The organism is Sphingomonas sp. (assembly GCF_051962185.1).
Lineage (GTDB): Bacteria > Pseudomonadota > Alphaproteobacteria > Sphingomonadales > Sphingomonadaceae > Sphingomonas.
Genome location: NZ_JBQCCN010000321.1, coordinates 1 through 19,274, shown reverse-complemented (window position 1 = coordinate 19,274; position 19,274 = coordinate 1). Strand labels below are relative to the sequence as shown.

The 19,274-nt window shown below is 66.6% G+C and carries 26 protein-coding genes; 18 read left to right on the top strand and 8 right to left on the bottom strand.

Translation table 11 applies throughout. From position 1 onward, the window contains the following. Window positions 1-171: 171 nt before the first annotated feature. Both ACTHJR_RS19770 and ACTHJR_RS19765 read right to left on the bottom strand, forming a co-directional pair. Window positions 172-651, bottom strand: coding sequence for a PaaI family thioesterase (locus ACTHJR_RS19770; RefSeq protein ID WP_440525138.1), 480 nt, complete (start codon window positions 649-651; stop codon window positions 172-174). A 7-nt stretch (window positions 652-658) separates the two neighbouring features. Next, entirely contained in the window at window positions 659-1,444 is a 786-nt protein-coding gene (locus ACTHJR_RS19765) for a succinate dehydrogenase iron-sulfur subunit (protein ID WP_440525137.1), read from the bottom strand. Window positions 1,445-1,582: 138 nt separating this feature from the next. Here ACTHJR_RS19765 and ACTHJR_RS19760 point away from each other — a divergent pair, with 138 nt between their 5' ends. Together ACTHJR_RS19760 and ACTHJR_RS19755 are read left to right on the top strand one after the other, a co-directional pair. Beyond that, a complete protein-coding gene (locus ACTHJR_RS19760) occupies window positions 1,583-2,512 on the top strand; it encodes a heavy metal-binding domain-containing protein (protein ID WP_440525136.1) in 930 nt (309 codons plus the stop codon). After that, window positions 2,512-3,336: a heavy metal-binding domain-containing protein gene (locus tag ACTHJR_RS19755; RefSeq protein WP_440525135.1), complete on the top strand. Its 825-nt coding sequence runs from the start codon at window positions 2,512-2,514 to the stop codon at window positions 3,334-3,336. Before ACTHJR_RS19760 ends, ACTHJR_RS19755 begins: the two co-directional genes overlap by 1 nt. A 213-nt stretch (window positions 3,337-3,549) precedes the next feature. Here ACTHJR_RS19755 and ACTHJR_RS19750 read toward each other — a convergent pair whose 3' ends face one another. Further along, window positions 3,550-4,260: a hypothetical protein gene (locus ACTHJR_RS19750; protein WP_440525134.1), complete on the bottom strand. Its 711-nt coding sequence runs from the start codon at window positions 4,258-4,260 to the stop codon at window positions 3,550-3,552. A 31-nt stretch (window positions 4,261-4,291) separates the two neighbouring features. Beyond that, on the bottom strand, window positions 4,292-4,603 hold the full coding sequence (locus ACTHJR_RS19745; RefSeq protein ID WP_440525133.1) for an ArsR/SmtB family transcription factor: 312 nt from the start codon (window positions 4,601-4,603) through the stop codon (window positions 4,292-4,294). 129 nt (window positions 4,604-4,732) lie between these two features. Here ACTHJR_RS19745 and ACTHJR_RS19740 point away from each other — a divergent pair, with 129 nt between their 5' ends. Beyond that, window positions 4,733-5,479 carry an SDR family NAD(P)-dependent oxidoreductase gene (locus tag ACTHJR_RS19740; protein ID WP_440525132.1) on the top strand — a complete coding sequence of 249 codons (747 nt, stop codon included), beginning with the start codon at window positions 4,733-4,735 and terminating at the stop codon, window positions 5,477-5,479. 140 nt (window positions 5,480-5,619) lie between these two features. Here the strand turns inward: ACTHJR_RS19740 and ACTHJR_RS19735 are convergent, their stop codons facing one another. Continuing rightward, window positions 5,620-6,978 (bottom strand): NAD-dependent succinate-semialdehyde dehydrogenase, encoded by a 1,359-nt coding sequence (locus tag ACTHJR_RS19735; protein ID WP_440525131.1) that lies wholly within the window; start codon window positions 6,976-6,978, stop codon window positions 5,620-5,622. Between the two features lie 133 nt (window positions 6,979-7,111). Between ACTHJR_RS19735 and ACTHJR_RS19730 the strand changes: the two genes are divergently transcribed. From ACTHJR_RS19730 to ACTHJR_RS19700, 7 genes are all read left to right on the top strand, one after another. Further along, a complete protein-coding gene (locus ACTHJR_RS19730) occupies window positions 7,112-7,375 on the top strand; it encodes a GlsB/YeaQ/YmgE family stress response membrane protein (RefSeq protein WP_440525130.1) in 264 nt (87 codons plus the stop codon). Between the two features lie 114 nt (window positions 7,376-7,489). Further along, window positions 7,490-7,729, top strand: a complete 240-nt coding sequence (locus ACTHJR_RS19725; protein ID WP_440525129.1) for an exodeoxyribonuclease VII small subunit — start codon at window positions 7,490-7,492, stop codon at window positions 7,727-7,729. A 10-nt stretch (window positions 7,730-7,739) separates the two neighbouring features. Beyond that, on the top strand, window positions 7,740-8,636 hold the full coding sequence (locus ACTHJR_RS19720) for a polyprenyl synthetase family protein (RefSeq protein WP_440525128.1): 897 nt from the start codon (window positions 7,740-7,742) through the stop codon (window positions 8,634-8,636). A 29-nt stretch (window positions 8,637-8,665) separates the two neighbouring features. Continuing rightward, window positions 8,666-9,166, top strand: coding sequence for a pantetheine-phosphate adenylyltransferase (gene coaD / locus ACTHJR_RS19715; RefSeq protein ID WP_440525139.1), 501 nt, complete (start codon window positions 8,666-8,668; stop codon window positions 9,164-9,166). 316 nt (window positions 9,167-9,482) lie between these two features. Next, on the top strand, window positions 9,483-10,250 hold the full coding sequence (locus ACTHJR_RS19710) for a peptidylprolyl isomerase (protein WP_440525127.1): 768 nt from the start codon (window positions 9,483-9,485) through the stop codon (window positions 10,248-10,250). A gap of 27 nt (window positions 10,251-10,277) precedes the next feature. Then, entirely contained in the window at window positions 10,278-11,315 is a 1,038-nt protein-coding gene (gene queA, locus ACTHJR_RS19705; protein WP_440525126.1) for a tRNA preQ1(34) S-adenosylmethionine ribosyltransferase-isomerase QueA, read from the top strand. Window positions 11,316-11,368: 53 nt separating this feature from the next. Continuing rightward, window positions 11,369-11,863: a hypothetical protein gene (locus tag ACTHJR_RS19700; protein WP_440525125.1), complete on the top strand. Its 495-nt coding sequence runs from the start codon at window positions 11,369-11,371 to the stop codon at window positions 11,861-11,863. A 75-nt stretch (window positions 11,864-11,938) separates the two neighbouring features. Here ACTHJR_RS19700 and ACTHJR_RS19695 read toward each other — a convergent pair whose 3' ends face one another. Continuing rightward, window positions 11,939-12,604, bottom strand: a complete 666-nt coding sequence (locus tag ACTHJR_RS19695; protein ID WP_440525124.1) for a hypothetical protein — start codon at window positions 12,602-12,604, stop codon at window positions 11,939-11,941. Between the two features lie 219 nt (window positions 12,605-12,823). Here ACTHJR_RS19695 and ACTHJR_RS19690 point away from each other — a divergent pair, with 219 nt between their 5' ends. From ACTHJR_RS19690 to ACTHJR_RS19680, 3 genes are all read left to right on the top strand, one after another. Then, window positions 12,824-13,210, top strand: coding sequence for a TrbC/VirB2 family protein (locus ACTHJR_RS19690; protein WP_440525123.1), 387 nt, complete (start codon window positions 12,824-12,826; stop codon window positions 13,208-13,210). Between the two features lie 133 nt (window positions 13,211-13,343). Further along, window positions 13,344-13,841 (top strand): EF-hand domain-containing protein, encoded by a 498-nt coding sequence (locus tag ACTHJR_RS19685; RefSeq protein ID WP_440525122.1) that lies wholly within the window; start codon window positions 13,344-13,346, stop codon window positions 13,839-13,841. 2 nt (window positions 13,842-13,843) lie between these two features. After that, the gene (locus ACTHJR_RS19680; protein WP_440525121.1) at window positions 13,844-14,485 is read left to right on the top strand and encodes an HAD hydrolase-like protein; all 642 of its coding nucleotides are present in this window, start codon (window positions 13,844-13,846) and stop codon (window positions 14,483-14,485) included. Here the strand turns inward: ACTHJR_RS19680 and ACTHJR_RS19675 are convergent. Together ACTHJR_RS19675 and ACTHJR_RS19670 are read right to left on the bottom strand one after the other, a co-directional pair. Continuing rightward, window positions 14,466-14,696 carry a hypothetical protein gene (locus ACTHJR_RS19675; protein ID WP_440525120.1) on the bottom strand — a complete coding sequence of 77 codons (231 nt, stop codon included), beginning with the start codon at window positions 14,694-14,696 and terminating at the stop codon, window positions 14,466-14,468. The two genes, ACTHJR_RS19680 and ACTHJR_RS19675, sit on opposite strands and share 20 nt — an antisense overlap. A 61-nt stretch (window positions 14,697-14,757) precedes the next feature. Next, window positions 14,758-15,642, bottom strand: a complete 885-nt coding sequence (locus tag ACTHJR_RS19670; protein WP_440525119.1) for an aldo/keto reductase family oxidoreductase — start codon at window positions 15,640-15,642, stop codon at window positions 14,758-14,760. Between the two features lie 95 nt (window positions 15,643-15,737). On the opposite strand from ACTHJR_RS19670, the gene ACTHJR_RS19665 reads away from it, so the two are divergent. The 5 genes from ACTHJR_RS19665 to ACTHJR_RS19645 all read left to right on the top strand — a co-directional run. Then, window positions 15,738-16,640: a LysR family transcriptional regulator gene (locus ACTHJR_RS19665; protein ID WP_440525118.1), complete on the top strand. Its 903-nt coding sequence runs from the start codon at window positions 15,738-15,740 to the stop codon at window positions 16,638-16,640. A 29-nt stretch (window positions 16,641-16,669) separates the two neighbouring features. Beyond that, a complete protein-coding gene (locus ACTHJR_RS19660) occupies window positions 16,670-17,380 on the top strand; it encodes a tetratricopeptide repeat protein (RefSeq protein ID WP_440525117.1) in 711 nt (236 codons plus the stop codon). 48 nt (window positions 17,381-17,428) lie between these two features. Then, entirely contained in the window at window positions 17,429-18,565 is a 1,137-nt protein-coding gene (gene tgt / locus ACTHJR_RS19655; RefSeq protein ID WP_440525116.1) for a tRNA guanosine(34) transglycosylase Tgt, read from the top strand. Next, entirely contained in the window at window positions 18,562-18,765 is a 204-nt protein-coding gene (locus ACTHJR_RS19650; RefSeq protein ID WP_440525115.1) for a hypothetical protein, read from the top strand. The genes tgt and ACTHJR_RS19650 overlap by 4 nt, the downstream gene beginning before the upstream one ends. Before the next feature lie 116 nt (window positions 18,766-18,881). Next, window positions 18,882-19,274: M16 family metallopeptidase (locus ACTHJR_RS19645; protein ID WP_440525114.1), on the top strand; the 393-nt coding region annotated here is incomplete at its 3' end.

The window sequence follows — 19,274 nt, the reverse complement described above, 5'->3', positions numbered from 1 at the left end:
GGTGTGTTGGGGGGGTGGGCGTTGTGTTGTTTGTGGCGTTGTGGGGTTCGCCTCGCGGTTGTTGGGGGGGCGGGGGGGGCGCGCCCCCCCCCCCCCGTGCCGCAAGCGCGTCGCCCGTGGCTGCCCCTCTCCCCGGCCCTCTCCCCGATGGGGAGAGGGAGAAAGAGCGCCTCATTGTCCGCCCGCCAGACCCGGCGGCGGGCTCGACTTGCGCAGCGTCCCCGTGAAGCTCGCGATCGTCGGCATGCTTTCCTGGACGATCAGCCCGCGCAAGAACAGCATGCGACTGGTCTCACGCAGCAATTCGATATGCGCCTCGAGCGGTTCGCCGATCATGCCGCCACCGATGAATTGCGCCGACAGATCAAGCGTCACCGCGCCGCCCGCCTGGAGACAGCCGAACGCGCGGCTGGCGGCGAACAGCGACACGTCCATGAAGCCGAGCAAGGCACCCCCATGGACGTTGTCGCGCATGTTCGAATGGTCGTGGCGCGGCATCATGCGGACGCGCGCAATGCTGCCTTCCAGCTTCACCTGGAGCGGTTCGAGGAAAGCATTGAACCGGGTCGAATCTCGGAACTGCCAGCGCTTCCAGCCCGGCAAATCGGGATCGTCTTCGTAGAGAAAGAGCGGGTTGGGCGCGTCACTCACGAGAAGGTCAGACGATCCGCTCGGCTTCCATCTTCTTGATCTCGGCGATCGCCTTGGCCGGGTTGAGACCCTTGGGGCAGGCATTCGCGCAATTCATGATCGTGTGGCAGCGATAGAGGCGGAACGGATCCTCGAGGCTGTCGAGCCGCTCGCCGGTCATCTCGTCGCGACTGTCCGCGAGCCAGCGATAGGCCTGGAGCAGGATCGCCGGGCCAAGGAACTTGTCGCTGTTCCACCAATAGCTCGGGCAGCTGGTCGAGCAGCACGCGCACAATATGCATTCGTAGAGGCCGTCGAGCTTCTCGCGATCCTGCGGGCTCTGCAGCCGCTCCTTGCCCGCCGGCGCCGGGGTGACGGTCTGCAGCCACGGCTTGATCGAGGCATATTGCGCGTAGAAATGGGTGAAGTCGGGAACCAGGTCCTTGATCACTTCCATGTGCGGCAGCGGGGTGATCGTCACCTCCGACTTGCAATCCTCGATCGCGGTCGTGCAGGCGAGGCCGTTCTTGCCGTCCATGTTCATCGAGCAGGACCCGCAAATGCCTTCGCGGCACGAGCGGCGGAAGGTCAGCGACGAATCCTGTTCGGACTTCATCTTGATGAGCGCGTCGAGCACCATCGGGCCGCAGGTGTCGAGGTCGACTTCGAACGTGTCGTAGCGCGGGTTCTCGCCGGTATCGGGATCGTAGCGATAGATTCTGAAGCGGCGGATGTTGGTCGCGCCGTCGGGTGCCTTGTGGACCGTGCCGTTCTTGCGGATCTTGCTGTTCTTCGGCAGGCTGAACTCGGCCATTTTCAATCCCTATGCGTCGCGCGATCGCGACGCGGCTATGCCTTTCGCAAGCGCAGCGCAACCCCATGCGAAAAATCACAGGTCAGCGATGCTGACCCGATTGAGTTGGGCGTCTTATGCTGCCATGACACGCGCCGCATGGATCAGATCGAACCCAGCGATCACGAACAACGCACCGCCGAATGGACGGTCGCTCTCGAACATCATGGCTTGCCCGGCTTCGTTGAGGAGCGGCTGGCGCGCGCCGCCGCCGGCTCGGCGCCATGGGTCGGCAGCATGACGCCGGCCGAATTGTTGTTGGCGACGAGTCACGGCGTCCGCCCGGTCGCGACCGTGTCGGGCACTTGCTGGTTTCATTACGGCTATAGCTGGACCGAGGGCCATGCCGAGGGCTGGCACAAGGCGCTCAAGCGCATCCAGCGGGAGGCCGCGGCGGCCGGCGCCAATGCCGTGGTCGACGTGCGGATGCGGACATTGCGCCATTCGATCGGCGCCAGCATGGATTTCACCTTGATCGGCACCGCGGTCAAAATCGCGGGCCTCAAGCCGACCGAAAAGCCGGTGGTCGCGACGGTTCCCGCGCTCGAATTCGTGCGGTTGCTCGAAGCCGGCATCGTACCGGTCGGGATCGCGGTCGGCGCGCAATATGACTGGTATCTCAACAACGGCTCATTCTGGGGCGGCGATGCGGGATCGTGGCAAACCCAGCGCGCGATGAATTCCTGGACCAACCAGCCGATCATGGACCTGACCGAATTCTGGGAACGGATACGGCGCGACGCGCATGCCGAATTGCGCCGTGCGGCAGCACAGCAGGGCAACGGCGTGCTCGCGCATACGCAGTTCGGCCAGCTCTTGCGCCGCGAGCGCGACAAGCAGCCGCCGCAATATCTCGGCCGCCACATCGTCATCGGCACGGTGGTCGAGGTCGAGCGTGGCGAAGGCGTCAGTCATGAGATCGAGATGGTGCTCGACATGCGCGACAAGGGCTCGCCGCTCGGCGCGGGAGTGGGGCCGCGCCACTCCAGCTACGACAGCGATATGGACGATCAGGAAGGAAGCATCTGATGGCCGACAATAACCAGCCGATCCCCGAACACGCGCTCGCGCGGCTCGCGGGATTGCGGCGCGAAGGCCATCCCGACGGCGTCTTCACCTCGGATTTCTCGGTCAACGAGTTCCTCTTGGTGCGCAAGGCCGGGTTCGAGCCGATCGGGCTGTGCGTCGGCTCGTGCATCTACCACGTCGGCTTCCAGATGGCGGGCTGGGGCTCGTCGGTCGAATTGGATGTGCTGTCGACCGCGATGTACGAGGCGCGCGCGCTCGCGATGGAGCGGATGAAGGCCGAGGCGCAGCAAATGGGCGCGGACGGCATCGTCGGCGTGCGGCTCACCGTCAAGCGCCTCGAATGGGACGACAAGGTACTCGAATTCGTGGCGATCGGCACCGGCATCGTCCATGCCAAGGGACATCAGGGCTTCAAGGGGCCGCGCGGCGAGCCGTTCACCTCGGCGCTGACCGGCCAGGATTTCTGGACCCTGCTTCAGGCTGGCTATCGCCCGCTCGAAATGGTCATGGGCAGCTGCGTGTATCACGTCGCGCGGCGCGGACCGTTCGCGTCGCTCGGGACGGTAGGGCAGAATGTCGAGCTGACCAATTTCTCGGTCGCGCTCTACGAGGCGCGCGAGATCGCGATGGAGCGGATGCAATTGGAAGCGAGCCGCGCGGGCGCCGAAGGCGTGGTCGGGGCGGATTTGCACGAGGGCAACCATGGATGGTCGACCCATGTGATCGAGTTCTTCGCGATCGGGACGGCGGTGCTGCCCATCGAGGGGATGGCGGAAACAGACCGGATTCCGGACCCGAAGCTGGTGCTGTCGGTGAATAGTTAGGGGCGGTCATGGAGCACGAAGCGTAAGCGACTCCCGGGGATCTTGCCCAACAGTCGTCATCCCGGCCTTGTGCCGGGATCCGCCGTGCCTCACGCTATGGCCTTGGAGCCTCAAGGCCATGATCCAGCATCCCGGCAGACCCCGGCACAAGGCCGGGGTGACGGCGGTAGTGGTGGCGATTTTAGGATGCGATAGGCAGCCGCAGGTCGTGGCCTAACCCCCCAGCGACCCCGCCCCATCATATTTCAGCTCGAGATATCGCCGCTGCGTCGCGACCTCGTCGAACGCGCCGCGGGCGAGTTGCTCGGTCATCCGCGCGACTTCGGCGTCGATTACGCCGAGCCCTTCGACCAGATGGCTGTCTGCGCTTTGCCCGCCGCTGCCGGCGCGATCGCGCAGGCTGGGCGGCACGGCGTGATAGCCGGTGACGAGATCGGGCAGTTCGGCGCACAGCAATTTGCGTACCGCGTCGGCGGCGGGCTCGTTGGGGCCGAGTTGCGTGAGTTGCGGCATCATTCCTTCCAGCCGGTGAAGGATGTCGTCGACGACCTTGACGGCGGGCGCGGGCAGGGCCGCGCGCTGTCCTTCCAGCCAGCGCCCCGCGACGTCGGGCAATTGCTGCAGCCGGGCCGCGGCCAGCGCGTCGCTCGTGGCAGCGCGTTCGCGCGATCCCATCGCGATCGCGACGCAGGCAATCACCCAGACAACCAGTGCCGCCAGCAGGCCCGGCACGCCGATCGGGATCGCATAGCCGATCGCCGCGGTCACCGCCGCCACGATCACGCCGGCCATCAGGCAACGCAGGATCAGCTTGTTGGTCGCGGCCTGGCGCCGGCGCTGCGCCTTGAGCGCGCGGGCGCGCCCCTCGGGCGATACCCGATCGAGCATCGCGCGGGCCTGATCGGTCGTTCCGGTTTCTGGCATGGCCGCTGTCTGCCCCAGCCGCGACCGTGCTTCAAGCGGCGTTGGCGAGCACGGCGTCGAGCAGGCCGGGGAACCGCCGGTCGAACTCGGCGCGGCGCAGCGCATTGATCATCTCGCGCCCGCATTGATTGGTCTCGATCAGCCCGGCCGCGCGCAACGTCTTGAGGTGATTGGACAGCGTGCTCTTGGGCAACGGAGAATCGCACGGCGCCGCGTTCGAGCAGCTCAATCCCTCCGCCGCGGCGAGCCGGGCGACGATGGCGAGACGGTTGGGATCGGCCAGCGCATGGAGCGCGAGGTCGAGCGGCACGTCGTCCAGCCGGGGATGGGTAAAGCGGGCCATGAGGCGAATATAGGAAAGGTTCGTTATTTTCATAGTTCGGAAATATTGAACTAGCTCGGCCTACTTCCCAGATGGCGTTTCGCCGGCAGCGCACGACGTCGTGATCGCGGGCGTACTTGGAGAAGACACATGGCCCGCAGCAATATTCTGGAAGGCAAGAAGGCATTGGTCACCGGCGGCTCGCGCGGGATCGGCTCGGCGATCGCCAAGCGACTGGCCGCCGACGGCGCCGAAGTCGCGATCACTTATGCCGGCAACAAGGAAGCGGCCGAGGCGACCGTCGCGATCATCGAACAGGCCGGCGGCAAGGCGGTGGCGATCCAGGCCAATGCCGCCGACGACGCCTCGCAGCGCGCCGGCGTCGCCGCGGCGGCCGAAGCGCTCGGCCGGATCGACATCCTGGTCCACAATGCCGGCGTCGCTGAATTCGCCACGGTCGACCAGGATACTGACGAATCGTTCGAGCATCAGTTCGGCGTCAACGTCCGCGGCCTGCATGTCGGTACGCGCGCCGCGCTCGAACATATTCCCGATGGCGGGCGGATCATCCTGGTCGGTTCGATCGCCGGCGAGCGCGCGCCGGTCCCCGGCGGCGCGACCTATGGCGCGACCAAGGCGGCGGTGGCAGGGCTCGGCCGCGGCTGGGCCAAGGATCTCGCCGCGCGCAGAATCCTGGTCAACGTCATCCAGCCAGGGCCGATCGCGACCGACATGGTGCCGGGCGGCGAGGTCGGCGACATGCTCAAGCAACTCGTCCCGCTCGGGCGTTTCGGCGAGGCCGAGGAGATCGCGGGAGCGGCCGCTTTCCTGGCGGGACCGGATGCCTCGTTCGTCACCGGTACGACGCTGACAGTGGACGGCGGCTTCACGATCTGATTTGAAATCAAGCCCCTCCCCTTCGGGGGAGCGGGTGGGGGCGCGGTATATCTCGCAGAGCGCGCGCTTGCGGCACTGCCCCACCCCAACCCCTCCCCTGAAGGGGAGGGGCTATTTGCTCGTTTCTGCGCCTTGCACCCTCACCCGATCACCGCCTTCAGATTCATGAATTCATGTAGTCCCCAGGGCCCGAGCTCGCGGCCGTGCCCTGATCTCTTGACCCCGCCGAACGGCGCTTCGGGAGTCGAGGCGAGCATGCGGTTGATCGCGGTCATGCCGGCGGCGATGTCGCGGGCGAAGCGCTCCTTCTCCGTGTCGTCCTGCGTCCAGACCGACGAACCCAGCCCGAACGGCACGTCATTGGCGAGCGCGATCGCCTGGTCGATGTCCTTCACCTTGAACACCATCGCGACCGGACCGAACACTTCTTCCTTGGCGACCTCGCTTTCGGGATCGACGTCGACCAGGATGCCGGGCGTCAGATAGGCGCCGGACAGATCGGGCTTGTTGGCGCCGAACAACAAGGTCGCCCCCGCCTCGCGGAATTTGGCGAGCTGGCCGAGCACGGTGTCGCGCTGCTCCTCCGACGACAGCGGCCCCATGTCGGTGTCGGGGTCCATCGGGTCGCCGGTTGTCACTGCCTTCATCCCGGCCGAGAAGGCCTCCATGAAGTCGTCGTAGATATCGGCATGGACGATCATCCGCTTGGCGCAGATGCACGACTGGCCGGTATTCTGGGTGCGCGCGGTGACCGCGGTCTTGGCGGCGAGCGCGATATCGGCCGACGGCATGACGACGAACGGGTCCGACCCGCCGAGTTCGAGCACGACCTTCTTCAAGGCCTTGCCCGCCGCCTCGGCGACCTTTGCGCCCGCGCCCTCGCTCCCGGTCAGCGTCACCGCGACGATGCGATCGTCGGCGATCAAGTCGGCGACCGTGCCCGACGTGATAGCGAGATTCTGAAACAATCCTTCCGGCGCGCCGCCGGCCAGGATGGTCTCTTCGAGCGCCGCGGCGCAGCCCTGGACCGACGAGGCATGTTTCAGCAGCCCGACATTGCCCGCCATGATCGCCGGCGCGGCGAAGCGGACGACCTGCCAATAAGGAAAGTTCCACGGCATCACCGCCAGCACCGGCCCCATCGGCAGCCAGCGCGCGACGGCATGGCCGAACGGGGCGTCGACCTCCACCGGCTTGAGCAATTGCGCGCCGTGCCGCGCGTAATAGCGAAAGGCGGAGGCGCATTTCTCGACCTCGGCGACGGCCGATTTGAGCGTCTTGCCCATTTCCTCGGTGGCGATCCGCGCGAGCCGGTGCTTGTCGTCCTCGAACCGCTCGGCGATGTGGCGAAGCAGGGTCAGGCGATCCTTGAGGTCGCTGTCGCGCCACATCAGGAACGCCTCTTGTGCTTTCGCCAGCCGCGCCTCGACCTGCGCGTCGGTCAATTCCGCATGGCTCAATCCGGGCTCGCCGGTGGCGGGATTGATGCTGGTGAACATGGCGCTCCCTCTCGTCTCGTTCGACCGAACGCATCGCGCGGGCGGCGGGTCCGCGGCGACGCGAACGACTCATTGTGCAAGCGGAACGGCCGTGCAATCCTCCGCCCGCCACAAACGTGGGGAGAGAAAGAGAATGCTCGCAATTATCCGCATGATCGTCGTCGGTTTCATCGTCGGCGCGCTGGGCAAGCTGCTGATCCTGGGCAATGCGCATATCGGGTTCGTCATGACCACGTTGCTCGGCATCGCCGGCTCGGTCATCGCCGGCCTGGCCGTCCACCTGCTGAGCTCGAGCCAGCGCGACAAGCCGTTCCACCCCGCCGGGTTCCTCGCGTCGATCGTCGGCGCGGCGGTGCTGCTGTGGCTGGCGATGAAGTTCGGCTGGTTCGTCAAATAACCGGAGGGCCGTTGGCCGCGCGGTAACCGCCGGTCCGTCTCAGCGTTGCTGAAACCGAATGTGTCGCGGATCGGCGGTTGCTCCCGCCGGTCCGCTGCCGCATAGGCTGTCAACATGGACACGCCGATCGATGACCTGTCGTTCGAGGACGCGCTGAAGCGCCTCGAGGAAATCGTCCGCCAGCTCGAAAGCGGCGAGGCGAAGCTGGACGACGCGATCCGGCTCTACGAGGAAGGCACCCACCTCCGCCAGAAATGCACCGAGCGGCTCGATGCCGCGCAGGCGCGGATCGAGGCGATCCGGCTCGATTCGGACGGTCGTCCGGCGGGCGTCGCGCCGTTCAACGCCGGATAGCGCCCGGCCGGTGGTCGCCTCTCCTTCGCTAAAGGCCGCGCTGACCCAGGTCGGGGCCGAGGTCGATCGCCGCTTCGACGTCCTGCTCGCGGTGCCGGGCGATCCCCGCGCCGAATTATACCAGGCGATGCGCCACGCGGCGATCGGCGGCGGCAAAAGGCTGCGGCCGCTGCTGGTGTTCGCCACCGCCGGGCTGTTCGGGGTCGACCGCGAATGCACCGCGCGCACCGCCAGCGCGGTCGAGGCGATCCACGTCTATTCGCTGATCCACGACGACCTGCCGGCGATGGACGACGACGACATGCGCCGCGGCAAGCCGACCGTGCATCGCGCGTTCAGCGAGGCGGCGGCGGTGCTGGCCGGCGACAGCCTGCATGCTTTGGCGTTCGAATGGCTGGCCGACCCGGCGACCCATCCTGATCCCTTCGTTCGCGCCGAACTGGTATTCGAAATCGCGCGCGCCGCCGGCCCCAACGGCATGGCGGGTGGGCAGATGATGGATCTGAAGGCCGAGGGCGCGACGTTCGACCTCAACACCGTGACCCGGCTCCAGGCGATGAAGACCGGCGCTTTGATCGGCGCCGCGGTCGAGGCCGGCGCGATTCTCGGCCGCGTCGCGCCCGAGGGGCGGACGGGATTGCGCGGTTATGCCCGCGACATCGGGCTCGCTTTCCAGATCGCCGACGATCTGCTCGACATCGAGGGCGACGAGGCCAAGGCGGGCAAGAAGCTCAGGAAGGACGAGGGCGCGGGCAAGGAGACCTTCGTGTCGCTGCTTGGCGTCGACCGCGCGCGGGGCCAGGCGCGGATCCTGGTCGACCAGGCGATCGATCATTTGCGGGCCTATGGATCCGAGGCCGATCTGTTGCGCAGCGTCGCGCGGTATGTGCTCGACCGCGACCGCTAGTTGGGAAGTTGGGGAGGGGAGACATGACCATTCGCACGGGGGTCTATCCCGGCACGTTCGATCCGATCACTTTGGGGCATATGGACATCATCCGGCGCGGCGCGAAGCTGGTCGACCGGCTGGTGATCGGGGTGACCACCAATCCGTCCAAATCGCCGATGTTCTCGGTCGAGGAACGCATGGCGATGGTCCAGCGCGAGGCCGCCGGGATCGGCGGCGAGATCCATGTCGTCAGTTTCGATTCGCTACTGATGGATTTCGCCGAGCGTGAAGGTGCCAGCGTCATCGTCCGCGGCCTGCGCGCCGTCGCCGATTTCGAATATGAATATCAGATGGCGGGCATGAACCAGCAGCTCAACAACCGGATCGAGACCGTGTTCCTGATGGCCGATGTCGCGCTGCAGCCGATCGCCAGCCGGCTGGTCAAGGAAATCGCGATGTACGGCGGTGAGATCGGCAAGTTCGTATCGCCGACCGTGCGCGAAGAGGTGGCGGCGCGCGTCGAGGCGATGGGGCGCAAGGGGAGTTAAGCGCTTTTTCTCGCGCAAAGACACGAAGGCGCGAAGAGCTTTCGTGGGGAGGCGCGGAAACGTGGAGCTGTGAGCGTCGCTTAATAGAGAGCCTCGCTTCGCGAGGCTCAACCGATCTCCGCGGCCTCTGCGCCTCTGCGCGAACCATCTACTTCTTCGTGCCTTCGTGTCTTTGCGCGAGATCATTTTCCCGATGCGCTCGCGCGATACACCGCTCCCGATCCTGCCTTAAATCCGCCGCACGTACTGCGCATTGGCGCTCGGCGCGATTTGCTCTAAGTCGCGACACCGAATGACCGTCTTTTCCGGAGTGCCCATGCGTTTCTTTCTCGGCCTGATTGCGATGATGAGCGTCGCGATCGCCGGCAATCCTGCGATCGCCGCGAAGAAGCAGAAGGCGCCTCCGACTCCGCCGGCGCCGCAACGGCTCGCGCCGCCGCCGGTCACCGACAAGGAAAACCTGCTCTATCTCGACCTGTCCACCGGCGGTCGCGTGGTCATCTGGTTGCGCCCCGATGTTGCGCCCAAGATGGTCGAGCGGGTCAAGACGCTGACCCGTCAGCATTTCTACGACGGCTTGAAGTTCCATCGCGTGATCGACGGCTTCATGGCACAGACCGGCGATCCCAAGGGCGACGGCACCGGCGGCTCGACGCTGCCCGACGTCCCGGCCGAGTTCAACTATTTGCCGCACGTGCGCGGCGCGGTGGCGGCGGCGCGCGAAGGTGCGGCGCCCGATGCCTCGGCCGAGGAGAAGACGCGGGCGGAGAACAGCGCCAACAGTCAGTTCTTCATCGTCTTTCTGCCGAAGCTCTCACTCGACAAGAAATACACGGTGTTCGGCCGCGTGATCTCGGGCATGGAATATGTCGACAAGGTCGAGCGCGGGGAGCCGCCGGCCAATCCGTCGACGATCCTGCATGCCTATATCGCCGCGGACAATCCGCCGCCCTACACGCCGGCCCCTCCGCCGCCGCCGCCGGTGCTGGCGCCCGCACCGACGCTGGTGACGCCGACCGCTCCGACGCCCGCGGCGCCGAGCGCGGCCAAGCCGGCGGCGAAACCGGCGCCGCAGAAGAAGTAACCCTTATCGGCTGATGCGAGGGGCGACGTGAACGTCGACCTGTTCGACTTCGACCTGCCGCCCGAGCGGATAGCGCTGCGCCCGGCGAGCCCGCGCGATGCGGCGCGGATGCTCGTGCTCGACGGCGCGGGGGCGGACGGGGCGACGCGCGACCGGCTGGTCGGCGACTTGCCGGCCGAGCTGCGTCGCGGCGACCTGTTGGTGTTCAACGACACGCGCGTGATCCCGGCGCAACTCGAGGGCAGGCGAGGGGATGCCAGGATCGGCGCGACCCTGCACAAGCGCGAGGGCCACCGCCGCTGGCGCGCCTTCATCCGCAACGCCAAGCGCTTGCGTGAAGGCGAGACGATCGACTTCGGCGCCGGGGTGACGGCGACCGCGACCGACCGCGCCGAGGACGGCAGCTTCGCGCTCGACTTCGCCGGCGACGAGCCGGTCGAATTGCTGCTGGAGCGCGCGGGACGGATGCCGCTGCCGCCCTATATCGCCGCGCGCCGCCCGACCGATGCGCGCGACGCCGAGGATTATCAGACGATGTTCGCCGATGAGCCCGGCGCGGTCGCGGCGCCGACGGCTGCGCTGCACTTCACGCCCGGCCTGATGGCGGCGCTCGATGCGGCGGGGATCGGGCATGTCACGCTGACCCTGCACGTCGGCGCGGGCACCTTCCTTCCGGTCAAGGTCGAGGATACCGACGAGCACAAGATGCACGCGGAATGGGGTCGTATCGACGCCGCCACCGCCGATCGCATCAACGCGACGCGCGCGGCCGGCGGGCGGGTGATCGCGGTCGGCACCACCAGTCTGCGCCTGATCGAGAGCGCGGCCGACGACCAGGGTCGCGTCCATCCGTTCGAGGGCGACACCGCCATCTTCATCACCCCCGGCGTGAAGATCCGCGGCATCGACGGGCTGATGACCAATTTCCATCTGCCGAAGTCGACGCTCTTCATGCTGGTATCGGCGCTGATGGGGCTCGACCGAATGCAGGCGGCCTATGCGCATGCCATTGAAAACGGCTATCGTTTCTATTCTTATGGTGACGCCTCGCTGCTGCTGCCGTAATCGGAGTTGGCGGCGGCACGGCGGGTTGTCGGCGCGATTGCGGGAGGGGATGGATGAACAAATCGTGCGTTGTGGTCGCGTTGCTGGTGATGGCGGCGCCGGGTTATGGACAGACGTCGCCGGCGCCCGCTGGCGCCGCCACTACCAAGATACCGGACGATCTCAATCTGCTGGTCGGCAAGAAGGTGCTGGTCGGGCGGATGCCGTTGTGCGTGCCCAAGACCTATAGCGTGAACCTGACCTATGCCGGCAAGCCGGCGACGGTGGTTTCCTATGCGAAGGACCCGATGCTCGCCCGGACCAACGTCAATCGAATGCCGTCGAGCATGCGCCCGATGATGGACGATGCGCTTCGCGGCGGCAGCCTGACGTTTCGGTTCGACGATGGCACGGTGCTCGATACGTGCGGCAACATGGTATTCAGCCAGCTCGCACCGAACATTGACCTCATCCAGGGCGACGCCACCGCGCAGCCGACGGCGCCGAATGCGCCGACGACGCCGGCCGCGCCGCCGCCGCGGGCAGGCGCTGCGGCCACGCCGCTCTAGGGTCCCCGGTCACCGTTCAACGGCACGAACGATAGGATCGGCGACGGCAACCGGTGCGCCGCCGCCGACCGCCGATCACAACAGGTCGCGCGTTTTCAGTTCGGCGAACAGATGGTCGAGGATCTTCTTCGACCACGCTTCCGAATTCTCGCTGTTCTTCCACATCACCAGATGCTTGCCGCTGTAGAGATAGTCCATGACGCGGCGATTGGTGCGCGTGTCGATCAGGACGAAACGGATCTGATAGAAGCGCCACGCTCCGGCCACGGTATATTGGCTCGGAAAGACGATCAGGCGGAAGCGCGCCTTGACCGCCACCTCGTCGGCGAGGTTGCGGTAGATCGTCTCCATCACCGGGATTTCCCGCGACTCGCTGCCGTTGAGCGAGCCACCAGCATAGAATTCGCCGGTGCTCGCGGCGCTGTGGTCGAAATGGAGAATCTTGCTGCCGATCGTCTCCGCCTGGAGGCGCGCGGTGAGGTCGCCGTCGAAGCGGTCGAGCACCTTCGACGTATAGAGACCCTCCCGAAGGTCGAGGAATGAATAGACATAGACGAGCGAACCGCGCAGCTTGGCCGGCGCGACGGCAACGCGCGGTGGAGCGGGCGGCATTGGCGGTGCGGGCGGTGCGATCGCGACAGGTGCGGGGCGTGCCGGCGGCACTATCAATGGGGTCCGCTGCTTGTTGGGTGGTCCGCCGGGGTGGAAGGTCTGCGCGATGGCCGGCCATGCGCCGGCCATCAGAGAAACGAGCGCGCCAAACGCACGCGCGCGGAATCCGGTCTTTTTCATCTTGCCCCCTCAACCCCGTAGCCGTCCTATGGCGGTGCACGACGATTGCCAAGGCCCGAGAAGTGGGCGATTTTCATCATGGGTTATCGGCGATCGATCGTCGTTGCGAACGCCGTCGCCGCCTGCCGGGCTCTGTTCCTCGGCCCAGGACTGGCATAAGCTCACGGCATGATCCTGACCTACGCCCCGACCTCTCTTGCCGATTCCGCTGCGGGATCGAGCGCGCTGGTCGCCGCGGTGTCGTGGCTGCAGGACGTGCTGCTGGGCAGCGTGGCGACGTCGGTCGCGGTGATCGCGGTGGCGGCGATCGGGTTCGGGATGCTAACCGGGCGGATCAACATCCGGCATGGCGCGACGGTCGTATTCGGCTGCTTCATCCTGTTCGGCGCATCGGCTATCGTCAGTGGGCTGCGCTACGCGGCAACCGGCGCGGGCGATTACGACAGCGCGCCGCCGGTGGTCGTCGCACCGGCGCCCCCGCCGCCTCGGCCGCAGTCCACCGCCGCGCCGGTCCCGTATGACCCCTACGCAGGCGCTTCGGTACCCATCCGTTAGGCGCGTCGCTGTTGCCCGGGCGCACCGGCTGAGGCACAGCCTCTTTCCCATGCCGCCGAATCGAGCCCTTCCAGCCATCCGCCGCGGCGATGCCCGCGCCTCTTGTCTCGTTTCGATAACAGGCGGGATCGTCTTGCTGGGGCTCGGTCTTCTCGCGGTCCCGGCCGGTGCGCAGAACGACAATCGCGTTCCCGTTCCGCTCGGCAGCAAGAACGGGCCGGCGGCGGTCGCGGCGCCGCCGGTCTTGGTGGTCGAGCCTGTGGCGATGATGATCGCGACGTTCGATGCCGACGGCGACGGCCGCGTGACGCGCGACGAATTGCGCAAAGGCGTGGCGAAGAGCTTCGACGCCATCGACACCGACCATAAGGGCAAGCTCGGCTATATCGCGTTCGCCGACTGGGCGCAGAAATGGCTCGGCGATGCCAATGCGCTGCCCGGGCCGTACGAGACCGATACCGACAGCGACAACCAGATCACGCTCGCCGAGCTCCAGGCGAAGTTCGACCAGATCTTCACCCGGCTCGACAAGGACAAGGACGGCGTGCTGACCCGCGCCGAACTGCTGACCATCCGCGCCTTTCCGATGGGCGACGACCGGCGCGGCAAACGCGGGAAGCGGGGCGGCTGATCGTGACCGCCGCGCGGCATCCGTACCAGCTCGTCATCTTCGACTTCGACGGGACCTTGTCCGACAGCGGCAATTGGTTCCTGTCGATCGTCGACGATCTCGCCGCGCGCTTCCGCTTTCGCGCGGTCCATCCCGACGAGGTCGAGGGGCTGCGCAAGCGCACCACGCGCGAAGTCATCGACCATCTCGGCATCTCGCGCTGGAAGCTGCCGATCATCGCTCGCCACGTCCGCACGCGGTTCGGTCGCGACGCCCACCAGATCCATCTGTTCGATGGTATCCGGGCGATGCTCAAGACGCTGAGCGATGCGAACGTGCGGATGTTCGTCTGCTCGTCCAATTCGGAGGCGAATGTCCGCGCGATCCTGGGAACGGACGACGCGGCACGGATCGAACGCTATTTCTGCGGCTCGGGCCTGTTCGGCAAGGTCCGCAAGTTCCGCCAGGCGATCAAGGCGAGCGGCCTCGCGCCCGATGCCATCCTGTCGATCGGCGACGAGACCCGCGACATCGATGCCGCGCGCGTGGTCGGCATGGGTGCGGGCGCGGTGCTGTGGGGCTATGCCAATCCCGAGATGCTGCTGGCGATGCGACCCGACAAGGTATTCGCCACGCCGGAAGACATTACGGCGTATCTGGCCTGAGGCGGCTCATCCGTCGCGCGAGACCGAGCGCGATCCCGATCAGGAGCGGCATGCCGCTATAAATCTGCGGGAATGGGGTCAGCCAGCAGAGCAAAACGATCGCGATGATCGCGACCAGCGGCTGCAGTCGGATTACGGCCCAGGCAGCACCGAACAGCACGAGCAGTGGGAAGACGATGAAGACCAGCGCTAACCCGACAACCAGCCCCATATCGGATCCTCCCGGACCCGATATGCACGGCGATGGTTAGCAAATTATTCGGACTGGGCGATCAGCCGGCGGCAATGACGAGGCCGTTCAGCCTCGCCATGGCGTCGTCGGGCAGGTCGATCTCGGCGACCGCCAGATTTTCCGTCAGATGCGCGAGCGACGAGGTGCCCGGGATCAGCAGGATGTTGGGCGAACGCCGCAGCAGCCAGGCGAGCGCGGTCTGCATCGGGGTTGCGCCGATCGTCTCGGCGACCTCGGACAAGGTGGTGGATTGCAACGGGCTGAAGCCGCCCAGCGGGAAGAACGGGACATAGGCCACGCCTTGTTCCGCCAGGCTGTCGACCAACGCATCGTCCTCGCGATGCGCGACATTGTACATATTCTGCACGCACACCAGCGGCGCGATGGCCTGCGCCTCGCGGACCTGGGTCGCGGTCGCGTTGCTGATGCCGAGGTGGCGGATCAGCCCCTGGCGCTGGAGATCGGCGAGCGTGGCGAATTGCGTGGCGATCGAGCCTTCGCTCGGCGTGTGGACGTCGCCCATCACGCGCATGTTGGCGATATCGATCGCCTCGATGCCGAGATTGCGGAGGTTGTCCTCGACCCCGCGCTTGAGGTCGTCGGGCGATTGCGCCGGGAGCCACGCGCCGTCGTCGCCGCGCACCGCGCCGAGCTTGGTTACGATGGTAAGATCGCCGGGATAAGGCGACAGGGCCTCGCGGATGATCCGATTGGTGACGTGCGGGCCGTAGAAATCGCTGGTGTCGATATGGTCGACGCCGGCCGCGACCGCCGCGCGCAGTACGGCCACGGCCTGATCGCGGTCGCGCGGCGGGCCGAACACGCCGGGACCGGCGAGCTGCATCGCGCCATAGCCGATACGGTGGACATTACGATCGCCGAGCCTGAAGGTGCCGGCCCTGGAAATGGCGGGAGAGACGGTCATCGGGAAACTCCTTTTGAGGACAGGCTCCATCTAGGAGTTGCGTGCCTGCGCGATATCCGGCATAATCGGCACGCCTCTGTGCGGATTATCGAACAATGGATGCTGACCTCGGGGATCTCGATTCCTTTGTCGCGGTAGCGCGGGCGGGCGGTTTCCGCGAAGCGGCGCGAGCGACCAACGCCAGCCCATCGGGGCTGAGCGAGGCGGTGCGGCGGCTCGAGGCGCGGCTCGGCGTACGGCTGCTCAACCGCACCACGCGCAGCGTCGCGCCGACCGAGGCGGGCGCGCGGTTGCTCGACCGGCTGGGGCCGGCGCTGAGTGAGGTCGCGGCCGCGTTGGCGATGGTCGACGATTTCCGCGACCGTCCCGCCGGCACGCTCAAGATCAACGTGCCGGGCAGCGCGCTCCGGACGGTGCTGCCGGCGGTGGTGCCCGGATTCCTCGCCGCTTATCCCGAGATCAAGCTCGAGCTGGTCGCCGACGAATCGTTCGTCGACGTCCTTGCCGCGGGCTGCGACGCGGGCATCCGCTACGAGGAGCGGCTCGATCAGGACATGATCGCGGTGCCGATCGGTCCGCGCATCCAGCGCTTCGCCACCGCCGCGGCGCCCGCCTATTGGGACCGCCGCGGCCGCCCGGCGCATCCGCGCGACTTGCTCGATCATGCCTGCCTGCTCGGCCGCTTCCCCAGCGGACGGCTGACGGCGCCCTGGGAATTCGTGCGCGGCGACGAGATCGTGCGGATTGATCCCAAGGGGCCCCTGATCATCTCGGTCGGCGGCGGTATCGACTTGTTGATCCATGTCGCCATCGCCGGCGGCGGGGTGATCAGCTCGTTCGAGGATTGGCTGCGCCCGCATCTCGACAGCGGCGCGCTGGAGCCGGTGCTGGAGGATTGGTGGGACAGTTTTTCCGGGCCATTCCTCTATTATCCGGGTCGCCGATTGGTACCGCCGCCGCTGCGCGCGTTCGTCGACTATGTGAAGGCGATGCGATAGGTTGGCGACAGGACGAGGGGAGGGGCCGAATGCGTTTATTGGGTGCGCTGATCGTGGTGATGCTGCTGACCGCCGCGGGGCCGGTCGACGACTGGAAGGCGCTGCTCAAGGCGGGCAAGGACAAAGAGGCGCTGGCGCAAGTCAGCAAGGTGGCGGCGACCGGCGACGCCACCGCACTCGACTGGATGGGCTGGTTCTACGACGAAGGACGCGGGGTCGCCGCCGACAAGCCCAGGGCCGCCGATTACTACCGCCAGGCCGCCGAGAAAGGCGAGCCGCACGCCGAGTGGCGCTACGGCGTGATGCTCGATACGCCAGAAGGCGTTTCGCTCGATTCGGCTGCGGCGATGGGTTGGTTCCGTAAGTCGGCGGCGCAGGGATATTCCAACGCTTATGTCAGCATGGGCGTGATGTATTCGGGTGGTCGCGGCGTCGGCCGCGACTATGCTAAGGCGCTCGATTGCTATCGCCAGGGCGCGAAGCTCCACAATGTGCATGCGTTCAACGAGATCGGCATCGTCTATCTCAACGGCGAAGGCGTTCCGCCCGACAAGATCGAGGCGACCGCTTATTTCATCATCGCCGCTACTCACGGTGATACCCGCGCGAAAGAGCATCTCGACACGATGGCCGATGATCTCGGCGAGGACGGGCTGAAGCGCGGCGCCGATTGCGCCACCGCGCTGGCCAAGGAATACGATCTCGAAGGAGCGCCGGACAGATCGGGCTTGACCACCTGATCCGCGGGGACGTGACCCGCGCGCCGACTGCCGCTAGAGCGCCGCGCCATGACCCCCCATTTCGACTTCAAAATCCACGCCACCGACGGCAAGGCGCGCACCGGCCAGATCGCGATGCGCCGCGGCACGATCCGCACGCCCGCCTTCATGCCGGTCGGTACCGCCGCCACGGTCAAGGCGATGAAGCCGGGCGACGTGCGCGCGGCGGGCGCGGATATCATCCTGGGCAATACCTATCATCTGATGCTGCGCCCGACCGCCGAGCGCGTCGCGCGGCTGGGCGGCTTGCATCATTTCATGGGCTGGGAGCGGCCGATCCTGACCGACAGCGGCGGCTATCAGGTGATGAGCCTGTCCGAGCTGACCAAGCGCGACGAGAACGGGGTCGAGTTCAAGAGCCATCTCGACGGCTCGCGGCATCTGATGAGCCCCGAACGCTCGATGGAGATCCAGCGGCTACTCGGCTCCGACATCGTCATGGCGTTCGACGAACTGGTCCCGACCACCTCGACCAAGGACGTGCAAGCGGCCGCCATGGCGCGCTCGATGCGCTGGGCGCGGCGCTCGCGCGAGGCGTTCCTGGGCGGCGGCGAGCATGCCGACAATGCCGCGCAATTCGGCATCCAGCAGGGCGCGCTCGACGAGGCGTTGCGCGGCGAGAGCGCGGCGGCGCTAACCGACATCGGGTTCGACGGCTATGCCATCGGCGGGCTCGCGGTGGGCGAGGGGCAGGCGGCGATGTTCGGCTGTCTCGACTTCGCACCGGGTCAGCTTCCCGCCGACAAGCCGCGCTATCTGATGGGCGTGGGCAAGCCGGACGACATCGTCGGTGCGGTCGAGCGCGGGGTCGACATGTTCGACTGCGTGCTGCCGACGCGCTCGGGCCGGACCGGCCAGGCCTTCACCCGGGCCGGGCCGATCAACATCCGCAATGCCAAGTTCGCCGAGGACCAAGGGCCGCTCGATCCCGAGTGCGGCTGCCCGGTCTGCGCGACCTGGGAACGCGCCTATCTCCACCATCTCGTCCGGGCGGGAGAAATTTTGGGCGCGATGCTGATGACCGAGCACAACATTTGGTTCTACCAGGCGTTGATGGCGGACTTGCGCGCGGCAATCGCCCAGGGAACGCTCAACGCATTTGCGAGCGGATTCCGGGCGCGCTACGGACAAGGGCGAGGAGAGTGAGCGTGATCGATCAGCCCGAAGAAGAAAATGAGATCATGGCCACGGTACGGGCCGCCAAGGAACGCCAAAAGGGCGCCGAGGGCACGCCCGAACCCGCCAAGCTGAGCAAATGGGGCATGGCGGCGCTGAGTGCGGGGATAGGATCGGCAGCGGTCGCGGCCGCCTTGCTCTACGCCAATCGCAACAAGAAGCGCGGATGATGCTCGCCGCCTGATCGCCAACGTCGTGGCGCCGGGCGGACGCGCGTCCGGCGATTGACTCGCGCCGTTTTAGCGCGACACATCGCCGCATCCTCACCTCCTTTCCGGAGACTTGAATGCGTCTGACTCGTGCCGCCCTGCTGATGGGCGCCGCCCTGCTTCCCATCGCCGCCGTCGCCGCTCCGCCGGCCAGGAAGCCGGCGCCCCGGCCGGCCGCCGCGGCGAGCGCCGCCACCAGCGTCAAGCCGATCGCTTATACCGTCCGCACGCTCGCCAATGGCCTGCGCGTCTATGCGATCCGCGACACCAAGACCGCCAATGTCTCGGTCCAGGTCTGGTACGACGTCGGCTCGAAGGACGACCCCAAGGGCAAGTCCGGCTTCGCGCACATGTTCGAGCATCTGATGTTCAAGGCGACGAAGAATTTGAAGTCGGAGAATTTCGATCGCCTGACCGAGGATGTCGGCGGCTATAACAACGCCTCGACCAACGACGATTACACCAATTAT

What these genes read in the sequence shown, in the direction of transcription:
- ACTHJR_RS19710 (WP_440525127.1), top strand. Translation starts at nt 9,483, where the DNA reads ATGCGTTTCTTTCTCGGCCTGATTGCGATGATGAGCGTCGCGATCGCC.
- tgt (WP_440525116.1), top strand. Translation starts at nt 17,429, where the DNA reads ATGACCCCCCATTTCGACTTCAAAATCCACGCCACCGACGGCAAGGCG.
- ACTHJR_RS19695 (WP_440525124.1), bottom strand. Translation starts at nt 12,604, where the DNA reads ATGGCCGGCGCATGGCCGGCCATCGCGCAGACCTTCCACCCCGGCGGA.
- ACTHJR_RS19730 (WP_440525130.1), top strand. Translation starts at nt 7,112, where the DNA reads ATGCTCGCAATTATCCGCATGATCGTCGTCGGTTTCATCGTCGGCGCG.
- ACTHJR_RS19725 (WP_440525129.1), top strand. Translation starts at nt 7,490, where the DNA reads ATGGACACGCCGATCGATGACCTGTCGTTCGAGGACGCGCTGAAGCGC.
- ACTHJR_RS19750 (WP_440525134.1), bottom strand. Translation starts at nt 4,260, where the DNA reads ATGCCAGAAACCGGAACGACCGATCAGGCCCGCGCGATGCTCGATCGG.
- ACTHJR_RS19740 (WP_440525132.1), top strand. Translation starts at nt 4,733, where the DNA reads ATGGCCCGCAGCAATATTCTGGAAGGCAAGAAGGCATTGGTCACCGGC.
- ACTHJR_RS19660 (WP_440525117.1), top strand. Translation starts at nt 16,670, where the DNA reads ATGCGTTTATTGGGTGCGCTGATCGTGGTGATGCTGCTGACCGCCGCG.
- ACTHJR_RS19735 (WP_440525131.1), bottom strand. Translation starts at nt 6,978, where the DNA reads ATGTTCACCAGCATCAATCCCGCCACCGGCGAGCCCGGATTGAGCCAT.
- ACTHJR_RS19690 (WP_440525123.1), top strand. Translation starts at nt 12,824, where the DNA reads ATGATCCTGACCTACGCCCCGACCTCTCTTGCCGATTCCGCTGCGGGA.
- ACTHJR_RS19760 (WP_440525136.1), top strand. Translation starts at nt 1,583, where the DNA reads ATGGATCAGATCGAACCCAGCGATCACGAACAACGCACCGCCGAATGG.
- ACTHJR_RS19700 (WP_440525125.1), top strand. Translation starts at nt 11,369, where the DNA reads ATGAACAAATCGTGCGTTGTGGTCGCGTTGCTGGTGATGGCGGCGCCG.
- ACTHJR_RS19765 (WP_440525137.1), bottom strand. Translation starts at nt 1,444, where the DNA reads ATGGCCGAGTTCAGCCTGCCGAAGAACAGCAAGATCCGCAAGAACGGC.
- ACTHJR_RS19670 (WP_440525119.1), bottom strand. Translation starts at nt 15,642, where the DNA reads ATGACCGTCTCTCCCGCCATTTCCAGGGCCGGCACCTTCAGGCTCGGC.
- ACTHJR_RS19675 (WP_440525120.1), bottom strand. Translation starts at nt 14,696, where the DNA reads ATGGGGCTGGTTGTCGGGTTAGCGCTGGTCTTCATCGTCTTCCCACTG.
- ACTHJR_RS19745 (WP_440525133.1), bottom strand. Translation starts at nt 4,603, where the DNA reads ATGGCCCGCTTTACCCATCCCCGGCTGGACGACGTGCCGCTCGACCTC.
- ACTHJR_RS19665 (WP_440525118.1), top strand. Translation starts at nt 15,738, where the DNA reads ATGGATGCTGACCTCGGGGATCTCGATTCCTTTGTCGCGGTAGCGCGG.
- ACTHJR_RS19755 (WP_440525135.1), top strand. Translation starts at nt 2,512, where the DNA reads ATGGCCGACAATAACCAGCCGATCCCCGAACACGCGCTCGCGCGGCTC.